Source organism: Sphingobacterium alkalisoli, from assembly GCF_005049105.1.
GTDB lineage: Bacteria > Bacteroidota > Bacteroidia > Sphingobacteriales > Sphingobacteriaceae > Sphingobacterium > Sphingobacterium alkalisoli.
In genome coordinates this window covers 819,402-838,089 of sequence record NZ_SUKA01000002.1, presented here as the reverse complement: position 1 = coordinate 838,089, position 18,688 = coordinate 819,402, and the positions used below count along the sequence as shown (strand labels likewise).

Annotated in this window: 21 protein-coding genes and 1 pseudogene; 6 read left to right on the top strand and 16 right to left on the bottom strand. The window is 40.1% G+C overall.

Annotated features, from left to right (window positions below):
- Nucleotides 1–160: 160 nt before the first annotated feature.
- The 5 genes and pseudogenes from FAZ19_RS09220 to FAZ19_RS24325 all read right to left on the bottom strand — a co-directional run.
- Nucleotides 161–1,057: a L,D-transpeptidase gene (locus FAZ19_RS09220; RefSeq protein ID WP_136820408.1), complete on the bottom strand. Its 897-nt coding sequence runs from the start codon at nt 1,055–1,057 to the stop codon at nt 161–163.
- A gap of 105 nt (nt 1,058–1,162) precedes the next feature.
- On the bottom strand, nt 1,163–2,299 hold the full coding sequence (locus tag FAZ19_RS09215; RefSeq protein WP_136820407.1) for an NAD(P)/FAD-dependent oxidoreductase: 1,137 nt from the start codon (nt 2,297–2,299) through the stop codon (nt 1,163–1,165).
- On the bottom strand, nt 2,286–2,987 hold the full coding sequence (locus FAZ19_RS09210) for a methyltransferase domain-containing protein (protein ID WP_136820406.1): 702 nt from the start codon (nt 2,985–2,987) through the stop codon (nt 2,286–2,288). The genes FAZ19_RS09215 and FAZ19_RS09210 overlap by 14 nt, the downstream gene beginning before the upstream one ends.
- Nucleotides 2,980–3,366: a 3-oxoacyl-[acyl-carrier-protein] synthase III C-terminal domain-containing protein gene (locus FAZ19_RS24330; protein ID WP_262709341.1), complete on the bottom strand. Its 387-nt coding sequence runs from the start codon at nt 3,364–3,366 to the stop codon at nt 2,980–2,982. Before FAZ19_RS24330 ends, FAZ19_RS09210 begins: the two co-directional genes overlap by 8 nt.
- A gap of 54 nt (nt 3,367–3,420) precedes the next feature.
- Nucleotides 3,421–4,083: pseudogene (locus FAZ19_RS24325) on the bottom strand (type III polyketide synthase); the annotation flags it as partial.
- A 163-nt stretch (nt 4,084–4,246) separates the two neighbouring features.
- Between FAZ19_RS24325 and FAZ19_RS09200 the strand changes: the two are divergent.
- The 4 genes from FAZ19_RS09200 to FAZ19_RS09190 all read left to right on the top strand — a co-directional run bounded on the left by FAZ19_RS09200 (nt 4,247) and on the right by FAZ19_RS09190 (nt 5,681).
- Nucleotides 4,247–4,639 (top strand): DUF1801 domain-containing protein, encoded by a 393-nt coding sequence (locus FAZ19_RS09200; RefSeq protein ID WP_136820404.1) that lies wholly within the window; start codon nt 4,247–4,249, stop codon nt 4,637–4,639.
- Nucleotides 4,640–4,693: 54 nt separating this feature from the next.
- Nucleotides 4,694–4,846 carry a DUF2200 family protein gene (locus FAZ19_RS24320; protein ID WP_317131625.1) on the top strand — a complete coding sequence of 51 codons (153 nt, stop codon included), beginning with the start codon at nt 4,694–4,696 and terminating at the stop codon, nt 4,844–4,846.
- The gene (locus FAZ19_RS24315) at nt 4,842–4,928 is read left to right on the top strand and encodes a DUF2200 family protein (RefSeq protein WP_262709339.1); all 87 of its coding nucleotides are present in this window, start codon (nt 4,842–4,844) and stop codon (nt 4,926–4,928) included. The genes FAZ19_RS24320 and FAZ19_RS24315 overlap by 5 nt, the downstream gene beginning before the upstream one ends.
- A 90-nt stretch (nt 4,929–5,018) precedes the next feature.
- Nucleotides 5,019–5,681, top strand: a complete 663-nt coding sequence (locus FAZ19_RS09190; protein ID WP_136820403.1) for a Pr6Pr family membrane protein — start codon at nt 5,019–5,021, stop codon at nt 5,679–5,681.
- Nucleotides 5,682–5,913: 232 nt separating this feature from the next.
- On the opposite strand, the gene FAZ19_RS09185 is transcribed toward FAZ19_RS09190, so the two are convergent.
- A complete protein-coding gene (locus FAZ19_RS09185; protein WP_136820402.1) occupies nt 5,914–6,858 on the bottom strand; it encodes a fasciclin domain-containing protein in 945 nt (314 codons plus the stop codon).
- Nucleotides 6,859–6,952: 94 nt separating this feature from the next.
- On the bottom strand, nt 6,953–8,401 hold the full coding sequence (locus tag FAZ19_RS09180; RefSeq protein WP_136820401.1) for an FAD-dependent oxidoreductase: 1,449 nt from the start codon (nt 8,399–8,401) through the stop codon (nt 6,953–6,955).
- A 176-nt stretch (nt 8,402–8,577) separates the two neighbouring features.
- Here FAZ19_RS09180 and FAZ19_RS09175 point away from each other — a divergent pair, with 176 nt between their 5' ends.
- Nucleotides 8,578–9,042 (top strand): DinB family protein, encoded by a 465-nt coding sequence (locus tag FAZ19_RS09175; protein WP_211245466.1) that lies wholly within the window; start codon nt 8,578–8,580, stop codon nt 9,040–9,042.
- 20 nt (nt 9,043–9,062) lie between these two features.
- Here FAZ19_RS09175 and FAZ19_RS09170 read toward each other — a convergent pair whose 3' ends face one another.
- The 5 genes from FAZ19_RS09170 to FAZ19_RS09150 form a co-directional block, all read right to left on the bottom strand.
- A complete protein-coding gene (locus tag FAZ19_RS09170) occupies nt 9,063–9,956 on the bottom strand; it encodes a helix-turn-helix domain-containing protein (protein WP_136820399.1) in 894 nt (297 codons plus the stop codon).
- An 80-nt stretch (nt 9,957–10,036) separates the two neighbouring features.
- Entirely contained in the window at nt 10,037–10,840 is an 804-nt protein-coding gene (locus FAZ19_RS09165; protein WP_136820398.1) for a hypothetical protein, read from the bottom strand.
- A 19-nt stretch (nt 10,841–10,859) separates the two neighbouring features.
- The gene (locus FAZ19_RS09160) at nt 10,860–11,888 is read right to left on the bottom strand and encodes an endonuclease/exonuclease/phosphatase family protein (protein WP_211245465.1); all 1,029 of its coding nucleotides are present in this window, start codon (nt 11,886–11,888) and stop codon (nt 10,860–10,862) included.
- Nucleotides 11,889–12,086: 198 nt separating this feature from the next.
- Entirely contained in the window at nt 12,087–13,076 is a 990-nt protein-coding gene (locus FAZ19_RS09155; protein ID WP_136820396.1) for an aldo/keto reductase, read from the bottom strand.
- A gap of 82 nt (nt 13,077–13,158) precedes the next feature.
- Nucleotides 13,159–13,437 (bottom strand): hypothetical protein, encoded by a 279-nt coding sequence (locus FAZ19_RS09150; RefSeq protein WP_136820395.1) that lies wholly within the window; start codon nt 13,435–13,437, stop codon nt 13,159–13,161.
- Nucleotides 13,438–13,581: 144 nt separating this feature from the next.
- Here FAZ19_RS09150 and FAZ19_RS09145 point away from each other — a divergent pair, with 144 nt between their 5' ends.
- Nucleotides 13,582–13,854: a hypothetical protein gene (locus FAZ19_RS09145; protein WP_136820394.1), complete on the top strand. Its 273-nt coding sequence runs from the start codon at nt 13,582–13,584 to the stop codon at nt 13,852–13,854.
- Between the two features lie 47 nt (nt 13,855–13,901).
- Here FAZ19_RS09145 and FAZ19_RS09140 read toward each other — a convergent pair whose 3' ends face one another.
- The 4 genes from FAZ19_RS09140 to katG all read right to left on the bottom strand — a co-directional run bounded on the left by FAZ19_RS09140 (nt 13,902) and on the right by katG (nt 18,503).
- On the bottom strand, nt 13,902–14,876 hold the full coding sequence (locus FAZ19_RS09140) for an ROK family protein (protein WP_136820393.1): 975 nt from the start codon (nt 14,874–14,876) through the stop codon (nt 13,902–13,904).
- 138 nt (nt 14,877–15,014) lie between these two features.
- The gene (locus tag FAZ19_RS09135) at nt 15,015–15,386 is read right to left on the bottom strand and encodes an iron chaperone (RefSeq protein ID WP_136820392.1); all 372 of its coding nucleotides are present in this window, start codon (nt 15,384–15,386) and stop codon (nt 15,015–15,017) included.
- A gap of 74 nt (nt 15,387–15,460) precedes the next feature.
- Entirely contained in the window at nt 15,461–15,985 is a 525-nt protein-coding gene (locus tag FAZ19_RS09130; RefSeq protein WP_136820391.1) for a DinB family protein, read from the bottom strand.
- Nucleotides 15,986–16,220: 235 nt separating this feature from the next.
- On the bottom strand, nt 16,221–18,503 hold the full coding sequence (gene katG / locus FAZ19_RS09125) for a catalase/peroxidase HPI (RefSeq protein ID WP_136820390.1): 2,283 nt from the start codon (nt 18,501–18,503) through the stop codon (nt 16,221–16,223).
- Nucleotides 18,504–18,688: the final 185 nt, after the last annotated feature.

Sequence of the window (18,688 nt, the reverse complement as noted above, 5' to 3'; positions counted from 1 at the left end):
GGGTTGAGTACTACTATTTTTCCGACTCCCGCATTGCCCTCCATAAAAACGGTTGCTTTGGCGATATCTTCTAATTTGAAGATATGTTTATTAGCCGGCGTAACAGTGACTCCCACTCGTTTGTTAGTTATCGTAGTTAGTTTCTTGATGCGCTGGAGTCCTATTTTTCTTCCTGGATGACACGCTGACGCCGTTCCTGCTCTTCCTGTATTTTTTGCAAGTGCGGCTCTAACTCGTTTTTCAGGTCGGCCTTACTAACGGTGTTGGCATCAGGATCATCGAGGAGATTTAACCAGGGGCTTTTCCTAGAAAAATCATAACGGCCAAACACGATAACCGGCGTACCCTGAGCTTTTACCTCATGTTCGCCTTCCAGTACCCACATATTAGCCCAATCATACAACCATCGCGCATCATTATCCAATAAGCGCAGGCAGGAATGTGATGCTGGGTACCCGGGCATCGCATACAGGTGCCAGCCGACCCCTTTTTCATTCTCAATATTGAAATTCCATTTTAACAGCCATTCATCATCTACCGTGCTGATGTGCTCCTCGGCTTTCCAGTTGGCAAAGAATAATCCGGTGGGAGTCGGGTTCTTTTGTGTACCCATACTGGTAGGACCCCAACGTACCTGCAATCCGTTTTCATAAGCGGCAAAGGCCTGATAAGGATAAGAGAAAAAAACGATCTTAGGAACATCATCCAATTCCTCAAGCCGCGGAGGAAAGGGTGTATATACTGTTAGATCTGTCGATACCGAGTCTGGCACCACCAGCATATCGGCCCGTTTTAAATGGTATCGGTCAATGCGATTCAGCGCCAAGATGACCTGTCTTTGCTCTTCGTCGTACCTTTTTTCAAATTCAGCCAGTGCGCTGTCGGTATTCGCGGCACCTTTGATCACCAGGGAATCATACTCACCTTTAAAGGGTTCTATTTCTCTGTGAGCCAGTGAATCTGCGATCTCTTCGTTATTGTCTGTCGTGCTCCGGTTACAGGCTACCTGCATCAGCATAGTGCCACACAGTAAGATTAAATGGATATATTTTCTCATATTTTAACTTATTAAATCTTAACAATCACGGCGCTATTTTGTTGGTTAGATACTTTATTAAAAAATTTGGTTAACTTGATTGCATCAAAGTATGGTTACTTTGTGTTAAAACTTGCTACCGTGTGTATTTTTGATGATTTTATTCGCCAATAAGGGAAAATTCTTCATCAGCCTGACTAGCAAAGTGGTCTGCCAAGTCTTACCGGCATAACTTTGCATCAAGCGTCCTGTACGTAGGCGTAGCGCGAAATGCTTGTACCATTCCGCTGTATAGATTTTTAGCATGGAATCCAATGAGATCTGCTCCTTAAGATATCTTTCGGCAAGTTGCACGAGAATTTTCCCGCTGTGCATGGCCATACTCATACCATTTCCGCAGAGCGGTGTGATCATTCCGCAGGCATCCCCTATTAACGGTATGCCGGCATAAACAGGCTCCTTGGTATCGAATGAAATTTGGGAGATCGATAACGGTTGTGCAAATAGAAAGTCACTGTGCTCAAACAGCGCTTTTAAATATCTATTTTGGTAAAGATATGTACGTTGCATTTCATCAATGCCGCCGGCTGCTTTTAAATTGTAGGCCGTAGTAAGGTAGCACATGCAATATTTGTCATCTTCTATTTTGGAGACACCACAATACCCATTTTTAAAGTTGTGTAGTGCGATGGTATCATCCGACACATCTGCTCCTCTTACATGATATTTGACACCGATGTAATTATTTAGCTTAGTAGGCTTCTGCAAGGTAAAACCTCGTTTCCATTGCACATCAATATTACTTCGCTTGCCGAATGAGCCTATCGCCATACGTGCGCGATGGTCACCAACAGGAGATGTGATTATATATTCTTGCGAAATACGTTGAATGGCATCCACCTTACAGTTATCATGGATTTTCACTCCTAGCTCGCGGGCGCGGGCGCATAACAACCCGTCAATTCTATAACGGCTAATACCAAAGCCGCCCATATCCAGATTGGTGGTCATTAGATGTCCACTAACAGCACTTACCTTCAATTTAAGTATCTGAGGTAGCTTCATATTTTCCAAGTCTACACCGCAGTCGATTAGGTAATCCCAACTTTCGAAACTGATGTATTCGCCACAAACTCGGTGAAAGGGAAAAGAATTTTTCTCAAAAAGAACCACTGTGTACCCTTTCTTACGTAGTTGAATAGCAGTGGTTAGGCCTGCTAACCCACCGCCTATTATTGCTATATCATAATCAAATCCACCCATTTTTGCATACGATTAAATGTCGAAAGGCCCACTCCCACCGTGGACTGGCCAGTGGCAGACCTGCGGAATCAAACAATTTTATCCATTCTGCTTTCTTAAACCCTCTTCTTACAGACAATGGTGCATCATTCTTAACAAGTGATGATTTCGACAAAAGTTTTGTTAACCATTTAATGCTGTAATACGCGACGGGATGCCGATGAAGGTCGTTTATAAAAAAACCGATACGGCTATTGATACGCATCCATTTTAGCATATCAATTAGCTCATTTTCGGTAAAATGGTGACAAAAGAGAGAATTAAAAAAAATATCAGGTTTCGTGGAAAGCGCATTTGCCCGGTAATCACTACAGACAAATTCAATGCCTAGCTCCCCATATACCTCTTTTGCAAATGCAATAGAATGTGGGTTTATGTCTATACCGGTAAATGTTGCTTCGATACCGTGCTGTTGGCACCACCCATGCAAGACTGCCAGATTATCGCCTCCACCACAGCCGATTTCACAAATACTTATTTGCCTTTTCCCATTCAGAAGCTCTCTTAATCCCTTAACCGTAACGCGATGCCCGCCAAGCCAGGTGTTGATAATGTTAAGCTCGCGCATAGTCTGCTTTATCTGCTCAAACGGCATGAGCGGATCATCTAACAATTCGCGATCATAACTTCTCTTTGAAAAATCAGGCATGGGATAGATAAAATGTTTCTAATGTTAGACCAGGACCGAACGCCATCCCCACAACATTGTGCCTAATTCCGCTAGATTGTGTATTTTTTATGATTTTTTCGAGTACGAAGAGTACTGTAGGGCTACTCATATTACCATAGTCGCGAAGCACTTCATAGCTTTCTTCTAGTTGTTGACGCGCAATGTTAGCACCTTTTTCGATTGCCTCTAGTATTTTCTTACCCCCGGGATGGACACACCACATATCCACATCTTCCTTCATAATGCCGTACCGTAGGAGTGCATTGGAAATCACGGCATCGCAAGATCGCTCAAGTATAGGTGGCACTTGGCTTGTCAGCGTCATGAGAAACCCATCGGCAGAAATTCTCCAGGCCATATCGTCGCTTCCATCAAAATTAATTTCGCTATAGAAGTCATTTAGCTCCCAACCATGTTGATCTTTAGCTCCTTCAATAAGTACTGCGGCGGCTCCATCACCGAATATGATAGTGCTCGTTATATTATCGATTTCTTTAGTGGCTTGAAAGTGCAGCGTACAAAGCTCGACGCATATAACGAGTACCTTCGCATCTGGTTCTTTTTCTGCAATGTAATGCGCCTGCTTAAGACCATGGATCGCCGCGTAACATCCCATAAAATTTACTGAGGTTCGGCTAATATCGCTCCGCAAGCCAAAATAATGAATGAGTGCCAAATCCAAACCTGGCGCTTTTAATCCTGTACAGCTTACTGTTATGAGATGGGTAATTCCTTGCCGCTCGAGATCCGTCGGCAGACATTTCTCTACGACCTTGGCGGCTAACTTGAGGGCCTCCTCATCATATATGCTTAACCGCTTCTCAAGCTTTTGAGATACCAGGTCGCCATCATCCGAAATCAAAATTTGATTGTCATTGCGATCACTATTAAAGTCCGGAATAGCTGAATAACGAGTATTGATACCGCTAGATCTGTATATAAACCGTAATTTACGTTCTTCTTCTTCCGTACTGGCATGCATTGCTTTTACCACTTCGAATATTTGCATCTGATCCTGTTTGTATCGCGGCACCGCCGTCGCAATAGATGTTATCATGCTCATATATTGGTAACAAACGGCACTCGAAGAAGTTTGTTACTGTTCTTCGGATTATATCATTAGCTTTACTATTCGGGGTTTTAGAATATGGGTATTGAAACTTCGGTTTTCCATTTTTTTGCTATTTTTACTAGATAAATATTACGTAGTCGGATATAAAAGGATACAACCTTACAAAATGAATAAAGAAATTGAAACATATAACAATGGTCAAACTGAGGTAGACAAAGAAATTTGCGACCTACTTACTAAATTAATCAATAGCGAGTTAACCGAAGCTGAAAATAAAATCTGGCACGCCCACCCAGTTTGGTTTTTAGATGGAAATCCGACCGTTGGTTTTAGTAAACAGAAGAAAGGAATAAGATTAATGTTCTGGAGTGGGGCCGACTTCGACGAAGATAACCTAAACGTTAAGGGAACGAAATTTAAAGATGCTTCGATCTTTTATAACAAAGTGACAGAAGTAAATATAAGCGAATTAAAAAGTTGGCTTAAAAAATCAAGAGAAATTCAGTGGGACTATAAGAACTTAATCAAAAAAAAAGGAAATTTAGAAAGACTGAAATAGTAAGTATGAAAATTACGTTACAAAAGTGGAGAAAAAAGAAAATCAAAATCAGAACTGCATCAAGTTATCGAATGGTTAACGGGTTTTGACGACAAGAAAATAAAAGAACTTATTGACAGACGGATAACTTTTGAAACCTTTTTCACAGAAGCAAAATTAAACCAGAAGGCAGGTAATAACTGGGGTAATTTGAGATTATCGAATTGAAGAAATTAAAAAACCTTTAACAAAAAAAGTAAAGTATCTTGACAAGTTAGTGGATGATTTAGCAAAAGGGGGAAAGATGTGAAGTATGCTAAAATAACGCCAATTAAAATAGATCCTACTTTAATAAGAATTTTCCATTATCTTTAATCTGCTTGAAATTTTGGAAAAACCAATGACAAAAACTGAATTACCTCATAATATAAAATGGATAAATGCTACCATATTGATGGTGATGGCATTGCTCACCATATACGCAGTCACGCCATGGAATGCGTGGAAGGTCGATTCCAGTTCGCCTAGCTATGGATGGAACAGGTTCAGCTTTTTCACCGTGCAAAGTAACTTTATTGCTGCCGCCACTTATCTTATAGCTTCGCTAGCAATTGTAAGAAAAAAAAGGCTGGGAGAATGGTTTCGGTACCTTCGTGGCGCAGCAGTTCTATATATGATGGTGACTGGAATTGTATACGCACTTTTACTGCAGGATACAGAGGTAAATCCGACCCCCGGTTACTTTAACTGGAGTAATTTTATGTTGCACCAATTTGGACCATTCTTTATTACGGTCTGGTGGCTGCTATGGCCATCCAGACTTGCTGTTACATCTCGAGGATCATTGCGCTGGCTTATCTTTCCGATACTGTGGCTTATTTATACGTTTATCCGTGCATCGTTTACGGGTTGGTATCCTTATCCTTTTCTTAATCCCGATAAGACTGGGGGTACAACTGGTGTAAACCTGTATGTATTAGCTATTACTGTTTTCTTTTTAATACTCAGCCAGCTGCTGGCTTGGATAAGTCGTGCAAGGGCAAATAATCACACTCTCTATTAACGGTATGAAAAAGATTAGTTCATATTAACTTTATACTAAAGACAAATGCAAAAATTATTACTTTTCGTTGGCAAAAATCTTATCGAACTGTCTTATTCTGGCAATCAGATGGAATCAAGGAATTAGACATCTTACAAAGATAGGAAAGTGAATAAGATTTTTCTTATCACCTTCCTATGTGTTCTCTTAATTACTTAAAAGCTACCATTTTGATGTTGGTAATACGATTACTTTATGGTAGTAATACTTGGTCAATAACATGGATTACACCGTTATCAACGGTCATATCAGTGCTGGTAATATTTGATGCGCTAGAATTACCTGGACCTTTTACAGTCGCTCCACTTTGAAGTGAAAAAGTTAAGTTATTTTCGGCAACCGTTTCCAGGGTGTAGCCTTCTGTTAGCATGGTAGAATAAATACGAGAAGGAATGACATGGGTTGTCAAAATGGACGTTAATGTTGCTGGTAATGCGGCCATTATAGCTGCTTCGTTAGCAAATCCAGCATTAATAAATGCTTGGTTTGTTGGAGCGAATACGGTCATTGGACCTGCTCCTTGGAGCACTTGAGCAACATTAACAGATCCCTCGCTAGCTCTTAGAACAGCTGCAACTAATAAAGAAAAATTGGCGTTATCTTGAGCTACTTCCACAATATTACCCATGGGAGGTAACATAACTTTGTCAATCGCATGGATGACACCATTCTGAGCCATCACATCTGCTTGAATTACTTTTGCGCCGTTGACAGAAACACCCGTATTACTTTTGGTCACGTAGACGCTCAATTCGGTAGAAGTTTCTACAGCGGTATTCGTAGCTGTAGGGATGGAATTTGACATTACCCGGCTACCTAAAACATGGTACATTAAAATACTTTTCAAGGTATTGACCTCCACTGCATTTATACTCGCATCTGTAGTAAATCCAGCTGCGATAAAAGCCGCATTGGTTGGAGCAAACACAGTGAAATCTCCAGAAGCGGATAGTGTTTCTACTAATCCAGCTCTTACAACCGCTGTGCGCAACAAACTAAAGTCTGGATCTTCACTAACCAGTTGAACTATTGTTTTAGAGTTATTTTCTGGCATAGGGTCATCATCTGAGCATGAACCTAATCCTACCGCCATAGCGAATGTAGCTATGATTACTTTGAATTTGTGATTTTTTTTCATAAAATATGTTTTAGTATAAAAATATACAAAAACACAACAAAAAAAGTACCAAAAAATTAATTTTAATTAAAAAAAGTATAATAAAATACTTTTATCATTTTTTATTTATATATCGTCCTCGAGGTTCATCTCCCTCGCGTAGCACTACTTCGGAATGTAGGAGTTGTGCCGCGTCTGCGGAATCCCTTACTTTAATGGCACTGCGCGCTAACATCTCTGATTCAAACTCAGTTAAGACACTTTCCCTGACTCCAGCTTTCTTCCAGTGGGACGAACGGCAACCTCTTGAGATACCCCGAGCCAGAGCGAGTGCATCCAGCAGTGCTTGATTCGCCCCTTGCCCTTTAAACGGGCTCATAGGATGAGCCGCATCTCCGATCAGGGTCACTTGCTTCCCTTTTTTCAGCAACTCCGTTTTGAGTACTTCCCGGTCATACACGGGGTAGCCAGAAATCTTTGCCTCTAGGGTTGTAGCTATAATCTGAGGAATGGGATCATGCCATAGCGTTCTACGACAGGCTTCTTCCTTGAGGGCTTGAGGTCCTTGGGCGCTTAGTGCCTTAGCCTCTTTTTCGGGCATTGGGAAACTAAGTTGCCACATCACGGAGTCAGAAGTATAGGGCATTATATAGATCCGTTCATTACCATTAGCGGTTTGAAATACGGTGGCAGAGTCCAACAAAGGACTATTAAGATCTTCAAGCGCACGCAGAGGACAAATACCCAGTATAACAATACAACCCAAGTAACGCAATGGGGTAATATCCTCACCAATCAGCAAACTCCGCACGGAACTACGAATACCATCGGCTCCAACCAAAAGATCTGCTTTACAACTCTTCATCTCCCCGTCCACTTTAAAGTGTAGAACAACACCTTCACCTTCACATTCCTTAAAATCTACCAACTGATGTCCCCACTGCACCACATCTTCTCCGCCAAGTTGTTCAAGGAGCGCTAAGCGCAAGGATTGCCGCGCGATATGCACATTTGAGCGTTTAGGAGGCACTTTTTCATCTGATTGCCTCCACTTTCTGAACCCCCATTCCCCGATCACTTTTCCTTCGGTAGTATGAACCACGTGTCTGGTTGAAATCACCCCTTCTTTTAATGAGAAAATACCTAATCCTTCGATCGCTTTACTAGCTTGTTGCAAAGTGAGTCCGTAGCCTTGGGATCGAGTATAAAAGTCTTTATCACGCTCGTAGACGGTAAAAGGGATTCCACGGTGTAAACAGGCGACAGCTAGAGCCACTCCTCCTACACCTCCACCAATAATAGCAATATGCGGGTGGTTTTCTTGATTCGCTATAGGATGACTAGCAGATGGAAGCAATCCCGAGCCGCGACAGTTAGTGCATGAATACAGGTTGCCTCTAGGCCTCACGGGAGCCGTTCTTTCGTCTTTCGCTTTTTGAAATTGATCGAGTGCCTCCTGGTAACGGAGTCGCACTTTATTGGTGAGCCTCCGACTTTTCTTCCCACGTCCTTGACAATCCCAACAAATAGTCCAGGCTGCTTGTTCGTTTTCTACTTCTATCACTTCTCTTTATTTAACTTGAGCTACCAGTGTTGCAAAAGTACTGAATAGTTAGGCAAAATGTAGCGAAAAGAGAAACCTGACAGCTTCTAGTTATTGAAAAGCAGATTTAGCCTGATTAAGAGGAATTTTCCTCTTAAAAACGGTATCTTTAATTGGTAAAATTTTATCGATCCGTTATGTACAATACTAAAACGACAATGGAACAGTTTTTTAAAGAGTTATTTGAATACAGTCATTACACCAACCAAAAATTGTGGAACATTTTTCATGAAAATCCAGATAAGACCTCGGAAAAAGCCAAAAAATTGTATAATCATATACTTAATGCGCATCAAATTTGGAATAACAGAATTGTGCCTCAGCAAACAGTTTTCGGAGTTTGGGAAATTCACCCTATACATGACTGTAAGAATATTGATAAAACAAATTATGAACATTCGCTGCTTATACTTGACAAGCTTGATTTAGATGATATAATCAACTACAAAAACACCAAGGGAGAAGTTTTTCAAAACACGATTCGGGACATATTTTTTCACGCAGTAAATCATTCAACTTATCACAGAGGCCAAATCGCAACGGAATTCAAACAAAATCAACTTGCCCCTTTGGTAACAGACTATATTCTTTACAAAAGATGACACGGCAGCAAAAATACCCGTTAAATTATTGATATCCGATACTCCAATGGTGTCACCTTCGTCTTTCTTTTAAACAGCCTGTTTAATGACTGGGGCTGAGAGAACCCTATACGTTCGGCTATTTCTGCAACAGACAAATTCGTGTTCGACAATAATTGTTTAGCAATGTTAATGATCTGGGCATCGATTCTTTCCTGCGCACTTTGCTTATATACTATTTGGGAAACATCGTTGAGATACCGCATTGTTAGATCAAGCTCTTGGGCAAAATAAGTTAAAGTAGGCAGCTTGTCGTTACTTCTTTCTTTTAGATTAAATGCTTGGAGAAGCAAATCTTCAAAATTGCGATTTACGGAACAAATCTCGTCAGATCTATCGCTAAAGAAGCGCTGATAAAATCTGCTCATGTGCTGTAGGAGTAATTCTATATAGGAGATCAAGATATCGGAACTCAAGTGATCAAAAGCTATTTCAGATTCTTCGGCAATTAAATCAAAAAGCGTGTTTATTGTATCTCTTTCCCGATTAACCAATAGCAACGATTCATAAATGGAATATTCCACAAATCCAAAATCCTTGAACCGAATTTTTAGATTGTAACCATTAAATACAGATGGATGAAACGAAAAATATTTACCACTATTTATCAATTTCTTACTTTGCTCGAACTTAAGGTCATTTCGACTGAAAACCAATAGCATACTGCTACCGTCGGGAAAATTTTCTTTTACATTTCCAAAAAGTACGACAAAAAAACCGTGGTCTAACAATTTTCGAGCATCCTGATAGAAAATTTCTATATCGGTAAATGTTGTAAAATCGAAACATTTTCTTTTCGCTGTATCATAGAGAAGCTCGGTTTCAGCGCTTCTTTCAACATTGTCGGTAGTATTTCGTTTTATATTCTCCTGCATAATTCAAAGGTAGCTATTATAAAAACCTCTTTTACCTACATTTGACAAATGGAAGTTAAACAAGTTGCTTATTTAGAAATTTAAGGGAATTCAATTAGCTTGTCATTAGCTAGATCGTATTCGTATAATGTCCGATTTTCGGTATCGATATAGAGCCACTGTATGACCGTGAAATGCTCCCCCATATCATTTGACAATCCCAGTACGGTGTAATAGCGGCCATTTCTTTCCTGCTCTTCTATTGAGTATCCAAACTCGGTATTCTGCTGCCTCTCCGAATATAAATTTACTAACTCTAATTTGGAATTGGCGATATAGTATTCCATCAAATGATAAAGATAATCTTGGTAGCTATCAGTATATTTGGTGTCGGTTGCATACCAATATTTAAGCGGTTTTGAATATGACCTCCGAAACATCGCGGTCTTACCGTCCTTTAGTTTTCTTACTTCCGTTAGCCAATTAGCAAAATCTAAAGACTCTTCGTCTCCAGCTAACCTTATACTATCTCTTTTCCATTTTATTTCGAGTGTATCGCCACGAAGAAAATCCATCTTACGATCTGAAATAAGATCATATACCAAGGAAAATTTTCGTCTTCCCTTTTTAACCGAACACAGGAAGTAATCTCCATCGTCATTAAAGTCAACAAATTCTACGGTGTCTGTAATTATTTTTTCGAGAGATACCTGTAAATTGGGATCCATGTCAGGGCGATTCGGCTTAACATCCGCAGTATCGGATTTCACAACCTGTGACAAAAGCGGACTGACATGACTTGATACGGAACTGTCTGCTAGTCTATCCTTTATTTGTCCAGAATTTCCTTGTCTAATACAGGAGAGCATCATTGATAAAAGAGAGAGTAACAAAAGTATTTTCATATCGACATGTCTCTAGTGATTATCTATTATTACTATTTTCTTCTTTACCTTCTTCAATCAATTCATCTACTTCTTCCAACTCATCCTCTTCAAGATGGTCGACCAGCTCATCCTGTTCTTCGGAGTATTCGTTGATGGAAAATGTGCAACCTATCGGAAAATGATCGGACCCTATGGATGGATAAGTAAAAAGCTTTTCTATAAAAATATGCTGGCAGTGAAAAAGCAAGTCCAGTGGAACCCTAAAAAACCAATATTTGGCATGAAACGTAGCTAGTATTCCCCGTCCTATCCGTGCATCAATTAACCTGCTCGTCTTCTTGAATAAGATTGATGATCTTGCCCAGGCAACATTATTGAAATCTCCGGTTACCAATACTGGAATCTTGTAGTCTCTTACTTTTTTTGCTACACTCAGTAAATCACCATCGCGCTCTTTGGAATCGTCCTCCTCCGTAGGACTTGGTGGTGGAGGGTGCACACCGAAGAATACAAAACGGTGTCCGTCTTTTGTTTCCAATTCGGCTTCTATACTGGGAATATCATTTGACACGAAATAATGTGTACGTACGTTATTTAATTTTAATCTCGTATAAAAATGCATACCGTAGGTATTTTCTAGCGTGACTTTTTCATAATTTGGATAATCATTCTCTAGAACACGCATGGCCTTTTCCCAATCACTGTTGCTTTCCATTGTTAGAAAAACATCAGGTTGCTCTTTCTCAATTAAGTCTATAAAACGTTTATATTCCTTATTGAACTGATAAATATTGCAAGATATAATTTTGATCTTATCTGAAGAGCTGTTTGGATGCTTGAGTTTTGCTCTTTTCCAAAATTTAGTATAACGTACCAAAATATAGATATGATAACCTATTAACGCAAATTGGGTAGCCTGCAAATACCACAATAAAGGATTAGTTGAAGTAAAGAAGAAAAGACAGAGAAAAATAATAGTCTGCAGCGGTAAAAGCTGAAGTTTGATAAACTCCGCACCTCTGAATATCCAATGCTGATTTTGTACGAAGGGTAAAACACTTAACACAATCAAGAGAGAAGAAAAAATTATCAGAGTTAACAGCATAGATGCTAAAAATACTATTTTTTTCGCAATGCTGCTCAAAAATTGAATATTATTGCGTAAACATGAATCATTCGTCCGTCAAAGAATATTATGATGAAGGGATGCTCCAAAAAAAGCACAATCCAAGAAGTAGATAAGAAAATACGGATCGGTTCGTTGCTAGAGTTCTAAATTGGTGACTAGCGTACTAATACGGGCAATTTCTTCTTCATTGAAATCGAATTTAAAGGCTCCAGCATTTTCAATAGCTTGGGCAGCATTTCTTGCTCCTACCAGGGCAACAGTAATGCCAGGCCTTTCGACAGTCCATCGCAATACCAATTGACCTAGCGTGACATTGTGTTCCTCGGCTATTGGTTTTAGTTGATCCAAAAACGTGTTTGTCTTTGTAAGAAAATCGGGTTGAAAATACCGCAGCGTGGCTCTACTATCTCCTTCTTGGAATTGATAGCCTTGATAAATCTTTCCGGTCAGCAAACCTCGTTGCAAGGGACTGTATGCCAAAATAGCCTTGCCATTTACAACACAATATGGTAATGTTTCCTCTTCTATTCCACGGTTTACCATACTGTAAGGCACTTGATTCGATACAATTGGAACTACCTTATCTGCTTCAATCATTTGTGATGCACTGTAATTACAAACTCCGACATGACGTACTTTTCCTTGCTCAACAAGTCGGGCAACTGCATCAAAAGTTTCCTCAATTGATGTAGTATCATCCGGCCAATGGATTTGGTACAGATCGATAAAATCAGTCCCCAATCGTTTTAGACTTTGCTCGCATTCATAAATAACACTTTCCTTTCCTGCGTATTTATAAATATCGATCGGTTTTCCATTGTTATCCCTACTTTTCATTGCGAGGTTACCTTTATCTAAATCCCAACGCATTCCAAATTTTGTTAAAATTTGAATACGGTCTCTCGCAATTCCTTTAATGGCTTCGCCAACGATTTCTTCACTCGCTCCTTGTCCATAAACGGGGGCGGTGTCAATAGATGTAACACCCATATCAAAAGAAGCCCTGATCGCATCAATCGCATCCTTTCGATCGGTACTTCCCCACATCCAACCACCTGCTGCCCATGCACCAAAGGTAATTGCTGAAATCTCCAGACTGCTATTTCCTAACTGTTCGTATTTCATGTTTATTCCTCTAAATCTAAAAATCCTATTTTCAGTTTATGATATCTATGCTTCCGACAAGTGCGAGCCTTTAATCTTGCAATTATGAATTTTGTTCAAGTTCCTCTGCTAGAACCAATCTACAAAATTTCATTATTGGCATATTTTCATCGCTTATTTCGGTTTCCCTTCCTTCTTCCATGGTCCTAAAAGTAGGCTGATCATTGTCCTTAGGACGATTGATTAAAATGTCAGGAATACTTTCTCCGTCTTTTCTAATTTTAGTTATCAAAAAACTATTTGAATCTTTGTCTGCTATAGCATATTCAAACAAAATCTCCTCTCCTGAGTCGGTGTAGATTATATGCGATCTTTTTTCCATTTTATTAATATTGAGTTTCTTTTATTTAAACAAAATCTATTTCCATTAGTTTACGGATTCGGCGGTTTATTTTTATTCGCCGTCGTTATCACTAGGATCTATAATAAATTTTGAAATAACAAGTCTATTTTATATTTTGGTAACATGTCAGATCAAGAGAATAATCCATACCAATTATTTACCGAAATAATATTATCAAATTGGAAATCACAGCATGTTAAATATATAAAAATGGAAGAATTAACTTCCATTAATAATATAACGATATACGAATTAATTCCTGATTCAGAATTATTAGACGGGGATCAAGAAACGCTTTACCCTATTGATTCAGAAGACATTAAAGATATTCTTCTTCCAAATCCGACAACCCGATTTCTGGTGCATGATATCTATCTTGCTGACGACCAAGATTAGAGATTGATGCGTGATTAGATTGCTGATAATGACAGGTTGTTACGAATCTATTTCATCGATCCCAAAACCAAGGCACTTGCTCCCAGTATGGCTGCGTCTGCCTCGTCAAGTTCGCTAAACACTAATCTCACTTTATTTCTGAATATCGGAAATAGGTTTCTTTCCATATGAAGTTTAGTTGGTTTAAGGATAAAGTCTCCCGCCTTGATAACTCCTCCAAATAAAAGAATTGCTTCGGGAGAAGAAAACATCACAAAGTTAGCCAAAGCTTCCCCAAGTTTTTGCCCTGTATACCTGAATACTTCAATAGCAATGGGGTCTTCTTTAACTGCGCATTCATACACTGTTTTAGAATTGATAGCGTCTTCAGGATATTGGTTAAGCATGGAACTTGGGAATTCCGCTCTCATCTTTTTTGCCGTAATAGCGATGCCTGTAGCGGAAGCATATGCTTCTAGGCTTCCTTCGGATCCTGTGCTCCAATGTTTTCGTCCGCCCGGTTTTACAATGGTATGGCCTAGTTCTCCAGCAAAGCCGTCATGGCCATAGATGAGGTTTCCATTGGCAACTATTCCGCTTCCTACCCCTGTACCTAACGTAATCATGATAAAATCTTTCATTCCGCGGGCTGCTCCGAAAAGCATTTCGCCGAGTGCAGCAGCATTCGCATCATTGGTAATTGTACAGCGCATGTTGAACTTAGCTTTCATCATCTCACCAAAAGGCACGATACCTTTCCACGGTAAATTGGCAGCTTGTTCAATAGTACCGGTATAGTAGTTTCCATTAGGAATTCCTACACCAATTCCGTCAAAATTTTCTGCAGTACCGTATTTTTCGATTAAAGGTTGAACGCTATCAGATAAGGCGTCGATGAAGTCTTCTACCTTTTGATATTCATCCGTTCTTAGACCTCCTTTTTCAAGGACTTCTCCTCTATGATTTACTACGCCAAATTTAGTATTGGTCCCACCTATGTCTATTCCGAGCGCAACGCGTCTTGACAAGTTTGTTAACGACATCTCTTTATTTAAAGTTCTAAATAGCCAAAACTATAAAAAAAAAGTATTAATGCACTATTTAAATTAGTAAAAGCACAATGGAAAGGAATTTAAAAGGTAAGAAATACCGAAATCAGCCCGCGGGGTGAAAAAACAATGCTACGCAATCGACTTTCTTTTTCGGGTAGTCTTGCTCATGTTTTCTACGACCCTGAATTTTACAATTCTTTCCATTAATTCATAGGGCATGGGTTGGTCAAGTGGAAATTGGACTGAACCTTTTCCCTGCTTATATTTTGCAAGATCATCCTTAAATTCACTATGTCCTGAAGGCGTCGCGTAAAAACCAATATGATTCTTAAAAGCAGCGAAATAAACCAATGGTTTTTTATTCGTCTTATAGCCCGGCATTCCGTACGTGATCAATTCTTCTGCTTCGGGAGCGTTGTCTTTAACCAGGGTTCGGACTTTCCGTAGAATATATTGAACTTCTTCTGGAAACTGCAAAATGTATTTTTCAACTTCGTTCATACTAAATCATTTCTACCCCTTCACGTGTTAAGACTGTCTCATGGGGATAATTCCTTTTTGCTGTTTTAAACCTATTAATATGAAATATTTTCATCCACATCATATTTCATTCCGGGATAGTTAAGTAGACGTCTCATAAGCGCCATTTGTCCAGCTAAATAATCCTGTCTTCCAATACACATTCCAATAAAATTAAGTTTATCTTCTCGTACGAAAGGAATATTCATATCTATTTGGAAAACCTCTGCCAATTGCTCATCCTTTACGTCCAATAAACGTTCATAAACTTTGGGTGATATGGTATGAAAGTTACTTTTCAGTTCGTTTAGACTTGGATAAGAAAAGTGTTCGTCCAGCGTTTTACCCATATAAAACAGGTCTTGATAAGGGTCTTCTTCCTGAAGGTCTAAAACATGAGCTATCGCATAGCGTACATTAACAAAATTACCTGCCATCCATATCATGTGATTCGTACGGCCATCTATGCGCTTCATCGCATCTTCCTCCGTAACTCCATCCAGAATATTTAAAAAGCTCTGGGTATGCATTCGGTAAGCTGGGATAATAACCTCTAATTTGGGAGATTGGGGTGTGTCCATATTGAATAATTTAATGCTAGTTACTACTCATGTTATTTTTTTTAAAATTAGACGGTTTACCACAGTATGTACTTATCTTATGGCAAGAAATTAATATTTCTGATACTAACAAATCAAATTGTTGTGAAGCGGATACCTGATCATCCCATAAAATTCATAAAAAAAATACAGCAAACATTAATTGTTATCTGCTGTATTTCTAAAGCTTTAAGGTGCTATAAGTACTACGAATATACTAAGCTAAATCAAATCGGTCTAAGTTCATCACTTTATTCCAAACGGAAATAAAGTCTCTTACAAACTTATCCTGTGCATCAGCACTTCCGTAAACCTCAGCAAGTGCTCTCAACTCAGAGTTGGAGCCAAACACAAGATCTGCTCGGGTGGCGATCCATTTTAATTCACCGCTGACACGGCCGGTCCCTTCATAAATTTCCTGGTCGTCGTTTACTGCCTTCCAAACAGTGTTCATATCGAGCAGATTTACAAAAAAATCGTTTGTAAGGATTTCTGGACGGGACGTAAGAACCCCATGATTGGAATTATCTGCATTTGTGTTTAACACACGCAAACCTCCTAACAATACAGTCAATTCTGGAGCCGTAAGCGATAGCAACTGAGCCTTATCAATCAGCAACTCTTCCGTAGATACACGTAGAGATGTTTTGCAGTAATTTCTAAAACCGTCGGCAAGAGGTTCTAGATAACTGAAAGATTCAACGTCAGTTTGTTCTTGCGAGGCGTCCATACGGCCTGGTACAAAAGGCACTGTAACAGTAAATCCAGCGTCTCTAGCTGCTTTTTCAACTCCAGTGCAGCCCGCCAGTACAATCAAATCCGCAAGCGACAGTTTCTTTCCGTCGTTCTGGATGGCATTAAATTGGCTTTGAATGTCCTCCAATATGCGTAATACGTTGTGCAACTGCGGCGGGTTGTTTACCTGCCAATCTTTTTGAGGGGCTAAGCGAATACGAGCGCCATTCGCTCCACCACGTTTGTCGGAACTGCGGAAGGTAGACGCCGATGCCCAAGCAGTAGAAACCAATTCTGACACACTCAATCCAGACTTCAATATATCTACTTTTAGAGCTGCGATATCATGTTCATTGATCAATATATGGTCAACCGCCGGAATAGGATCTTGCCAAAGCAGTTCTTCTTGTGGAACATCAGGTCCCAGGTATCGTTCGCGAGGTCCCATATCACGATGTGTTAATTTAAACCATGCACGGGCAAAGGCATCCGCAAACTGATCCGGATTTTGAAGAAAATGTCTAGATATTTTTTCGTAGACAGGATCAAACCGAAGTGCGAGATCTGTGGTAAGCATAGCTGGTGCTATTCGCTTCGCTGGATCATGAGCATGCGGCACGGTATCCGCTCCCATGCCGTACTTTGGTCTCCACTGATGTGCGCCAGCTGGACTCTTTGTCAGCTCCCACTCATATCCAAATAGGTTCCAGAAGAAATTGTTGCTCCATTTTGTCGGGGAAGAAGTCCAGGTAACTTCTAGACCACTAGTAATGGTATCAGCTCCCTTTCCTGTACCAAAGCTACTCTTCCAACCCAAACCTTGTTCTTCGATCGAAGCAGCTTCAGGTTCGGCCCCTACTAAATCAGAATTGCCTGCGCCGTGGGTTTTACCAAAGGTGTGACCTCCTGCAATCAGCGCAACAGTCTCTTCATCGTTCATCGCCATACGACCGAAGGTATCACGTATGTCCTTCGCAGCGGCGAGAGGATCAGGATTGCCATCGGGACCTTCAGGATTTACATAAATCAAACCCATCTGTACGGCTGCAAGCGGCTTTTCCAAATCTCGAGAATGGACTTCACCATCGGCGTCGTCATCAGAAACCAATACGCCATGTTCCTTTGGTACACCTTCGGAGCCGTGACCATAACGAAGATCGCCACCTAACCAAGTTGTCTCAGATCCCCAATAGACCGATTCATCAGCTTCCCAGACGTCTTCACGTCCGCCGGCAAAGCCAAACGTTTTGAAGCCCATGGATTCCAATGCCACATTACCGGTTAGAATCATTAAATCAGCCCAAGAAATTTTACGTCCGTATTTTTGTTTGATAGGCCAAAGCAGCCTGCGGGCCTTATCAAGACTCACATTATCCGGCCAACTATTCAGTGGAGCAAAACGTTGAAGCCCTGCCCCCGCACCACCACGACCATCTCCTACCCGATATGTACCTGCACTGTGCCAAGCCATACGAATGAATAATGGGCCATAATGACCAAAGTCTGCCGGCCACCAATCTTGTGAATCGGTCATAAGTGCGTGAAGATCCGCTTTTACAGCGTTTAGATCAAGGCTATTAAAAGCTTCGGCATAATTAAATTCATCACCCATGGGATTCGATAGGGACGAGTGTTGACGTAAGATATTTAACTTCAATTGGCTAGGCCACCAGTCACGGTTTCTGGTGCCGCCACCGCCTACATTATTTTTCATGCCACCATTATGGAATGGGCATTTACTAATATCGTTTGATTCTTTTTCCATTTTTTTACGTTTTTATTGAATGAACGGTGTTTATATCTATTGATTTTTACGGGCGTAGCAAGCTTTTAATAATTAAATGGTTCGGTAGTCTCCATGTTTAAATGATTCATACCGATCTCACTTGAGATATAAAGTTACTGTATTACTAAGCTCAATCAAAATCAATTAACTCTATATTCCGATAG

What these genes read in the sequence shown, in the direction of transcription:
- FAZ19_RS09155 (WP_136820396.1), bottom strand. Translation starts at nt 13,076, where the DNA reads ATGAAATACGAACAGTTAGGAAATAGCAGTCTGGAGATTTCAGCAATT.
- FAZ19_RS09145 (WP_136820394.1), top strand. Translation starts at nt 13,582, where the DNA reads ATGTCAGATCAAGAGAATAATCCATACCAATTATTTACCGAAATAATA.
- FAZ19_RS09185 (WP_136820402.1), bottom strand. Translation starts at nt 6,858, where the DNA reads ATGAAAAAAAATCACAAATTCAAAGTAATCATAGCTACATTCGCTATG.
- FAZ19_RS09140 (WP_136820393.1), bottom strand. Translation starts at nt 14,876, where the DNA reads ATGTCGTTAACAAACTTGTCAAGACGCGTTGCGCTCGGAATAGACATA.
- FAZ19_RS09210 (WP_136820406.1), bottom strand. Translation starts at nt 2,987, where the DNA reads ATGCCTGATTTTTCAAAGAGAAGTTATGATCGCGAATTGTTAGATGAT.
- FAZ19_RS09135 (WP_136820392.1), bottom strand. Translation starts at nt 15,386, where the DNA reads ATGAACGAAGTTGAAAAATACATTTTGCAGTTTCCAGAAGAAGTTCAA.
- FAZ19_RS09150 (WP_136820395.1), bottom strand. Translation starts at nt 13,437, where the DNA reads ATGGAAAAAAGATCGCATATAATCTACACCGACTCAGGAGAGGAGATT.
- FAZ19_RS09220 (WP_136820408.1), bottom strand. Translation starts at nt 1,057, where the DNA reads ATGAGAAAATATATCCATTTAATCTTACTGTGTGGCACTATGCTGATG.
- FAZ19_RS09170 (WP_136820399.1), bottom strand. Translation starts at nt 9,956, where the DNA reads ATGCAGGAGAATATAAAACGAAATACTACCGACAATGTTGAAAGAAGC.
- FAZ19_RS09130 (WP_136820391.1), bottom strand. Translation starts at nt 15,985, where the DNA reads ATGGACACACCCCAATCTCCCAAATTAGAGGTTATTATCCCAGCTTAC.
- FAZ19_RS09215 (WP_136820407.1), bottom strand. Translation starts at nt 2,299, where the DNA reads ATGGGTGGATTTGATTATGATATAGCAATAATAGGCGGTGGGTTAGCA.
- FAZ19_RS09175 (WP_211245466.1), top strand. Translation starts at nt 8,578, where the DNA reads ATGTACAATACTAAAACGACAATGGAACAGTTTTTTAAAGAGTTATTT.
- FAZ19_RS09190 (WP_136820403.1), top strand. Translation starts at nt 5,019, where the DNA reads ATGACAAAAACTGAATTACCTCATAATATAAAATGGATAAATGCTACC.
- katG (WP_136820390.1), bottom strand. Translation starts at nt 18,503, where the DNA reads ATGGAAAAAGAATCAAACGATATTAGTAAATGCCCATTCCATAATGGT.
- FAZ19_RS09200 (WP_136820404.1), top strand. Translation starts at nt 4,247, where the DNA reads ATGAATAAAGAAATTGAAACATATAACAATGGTCAAACTGAGGTAGAC.
- FAZ19_RS24330 (WP_262709341.1), bottom strand. Translation starts at nt 3,366, where the DNA reads ATGGCCTGGAGAATTTCTGCCGATGGGTTTCTCATGACGCTGACAAGC.
- FAZ19_RS09165 (WP_136820398.1), bottom strand. Translation starts at nt 10,840, where the DNA reads ATGAAAATACTTTTGTTACTCTCTCTTTTATCAATGATGCTCTCCTGT.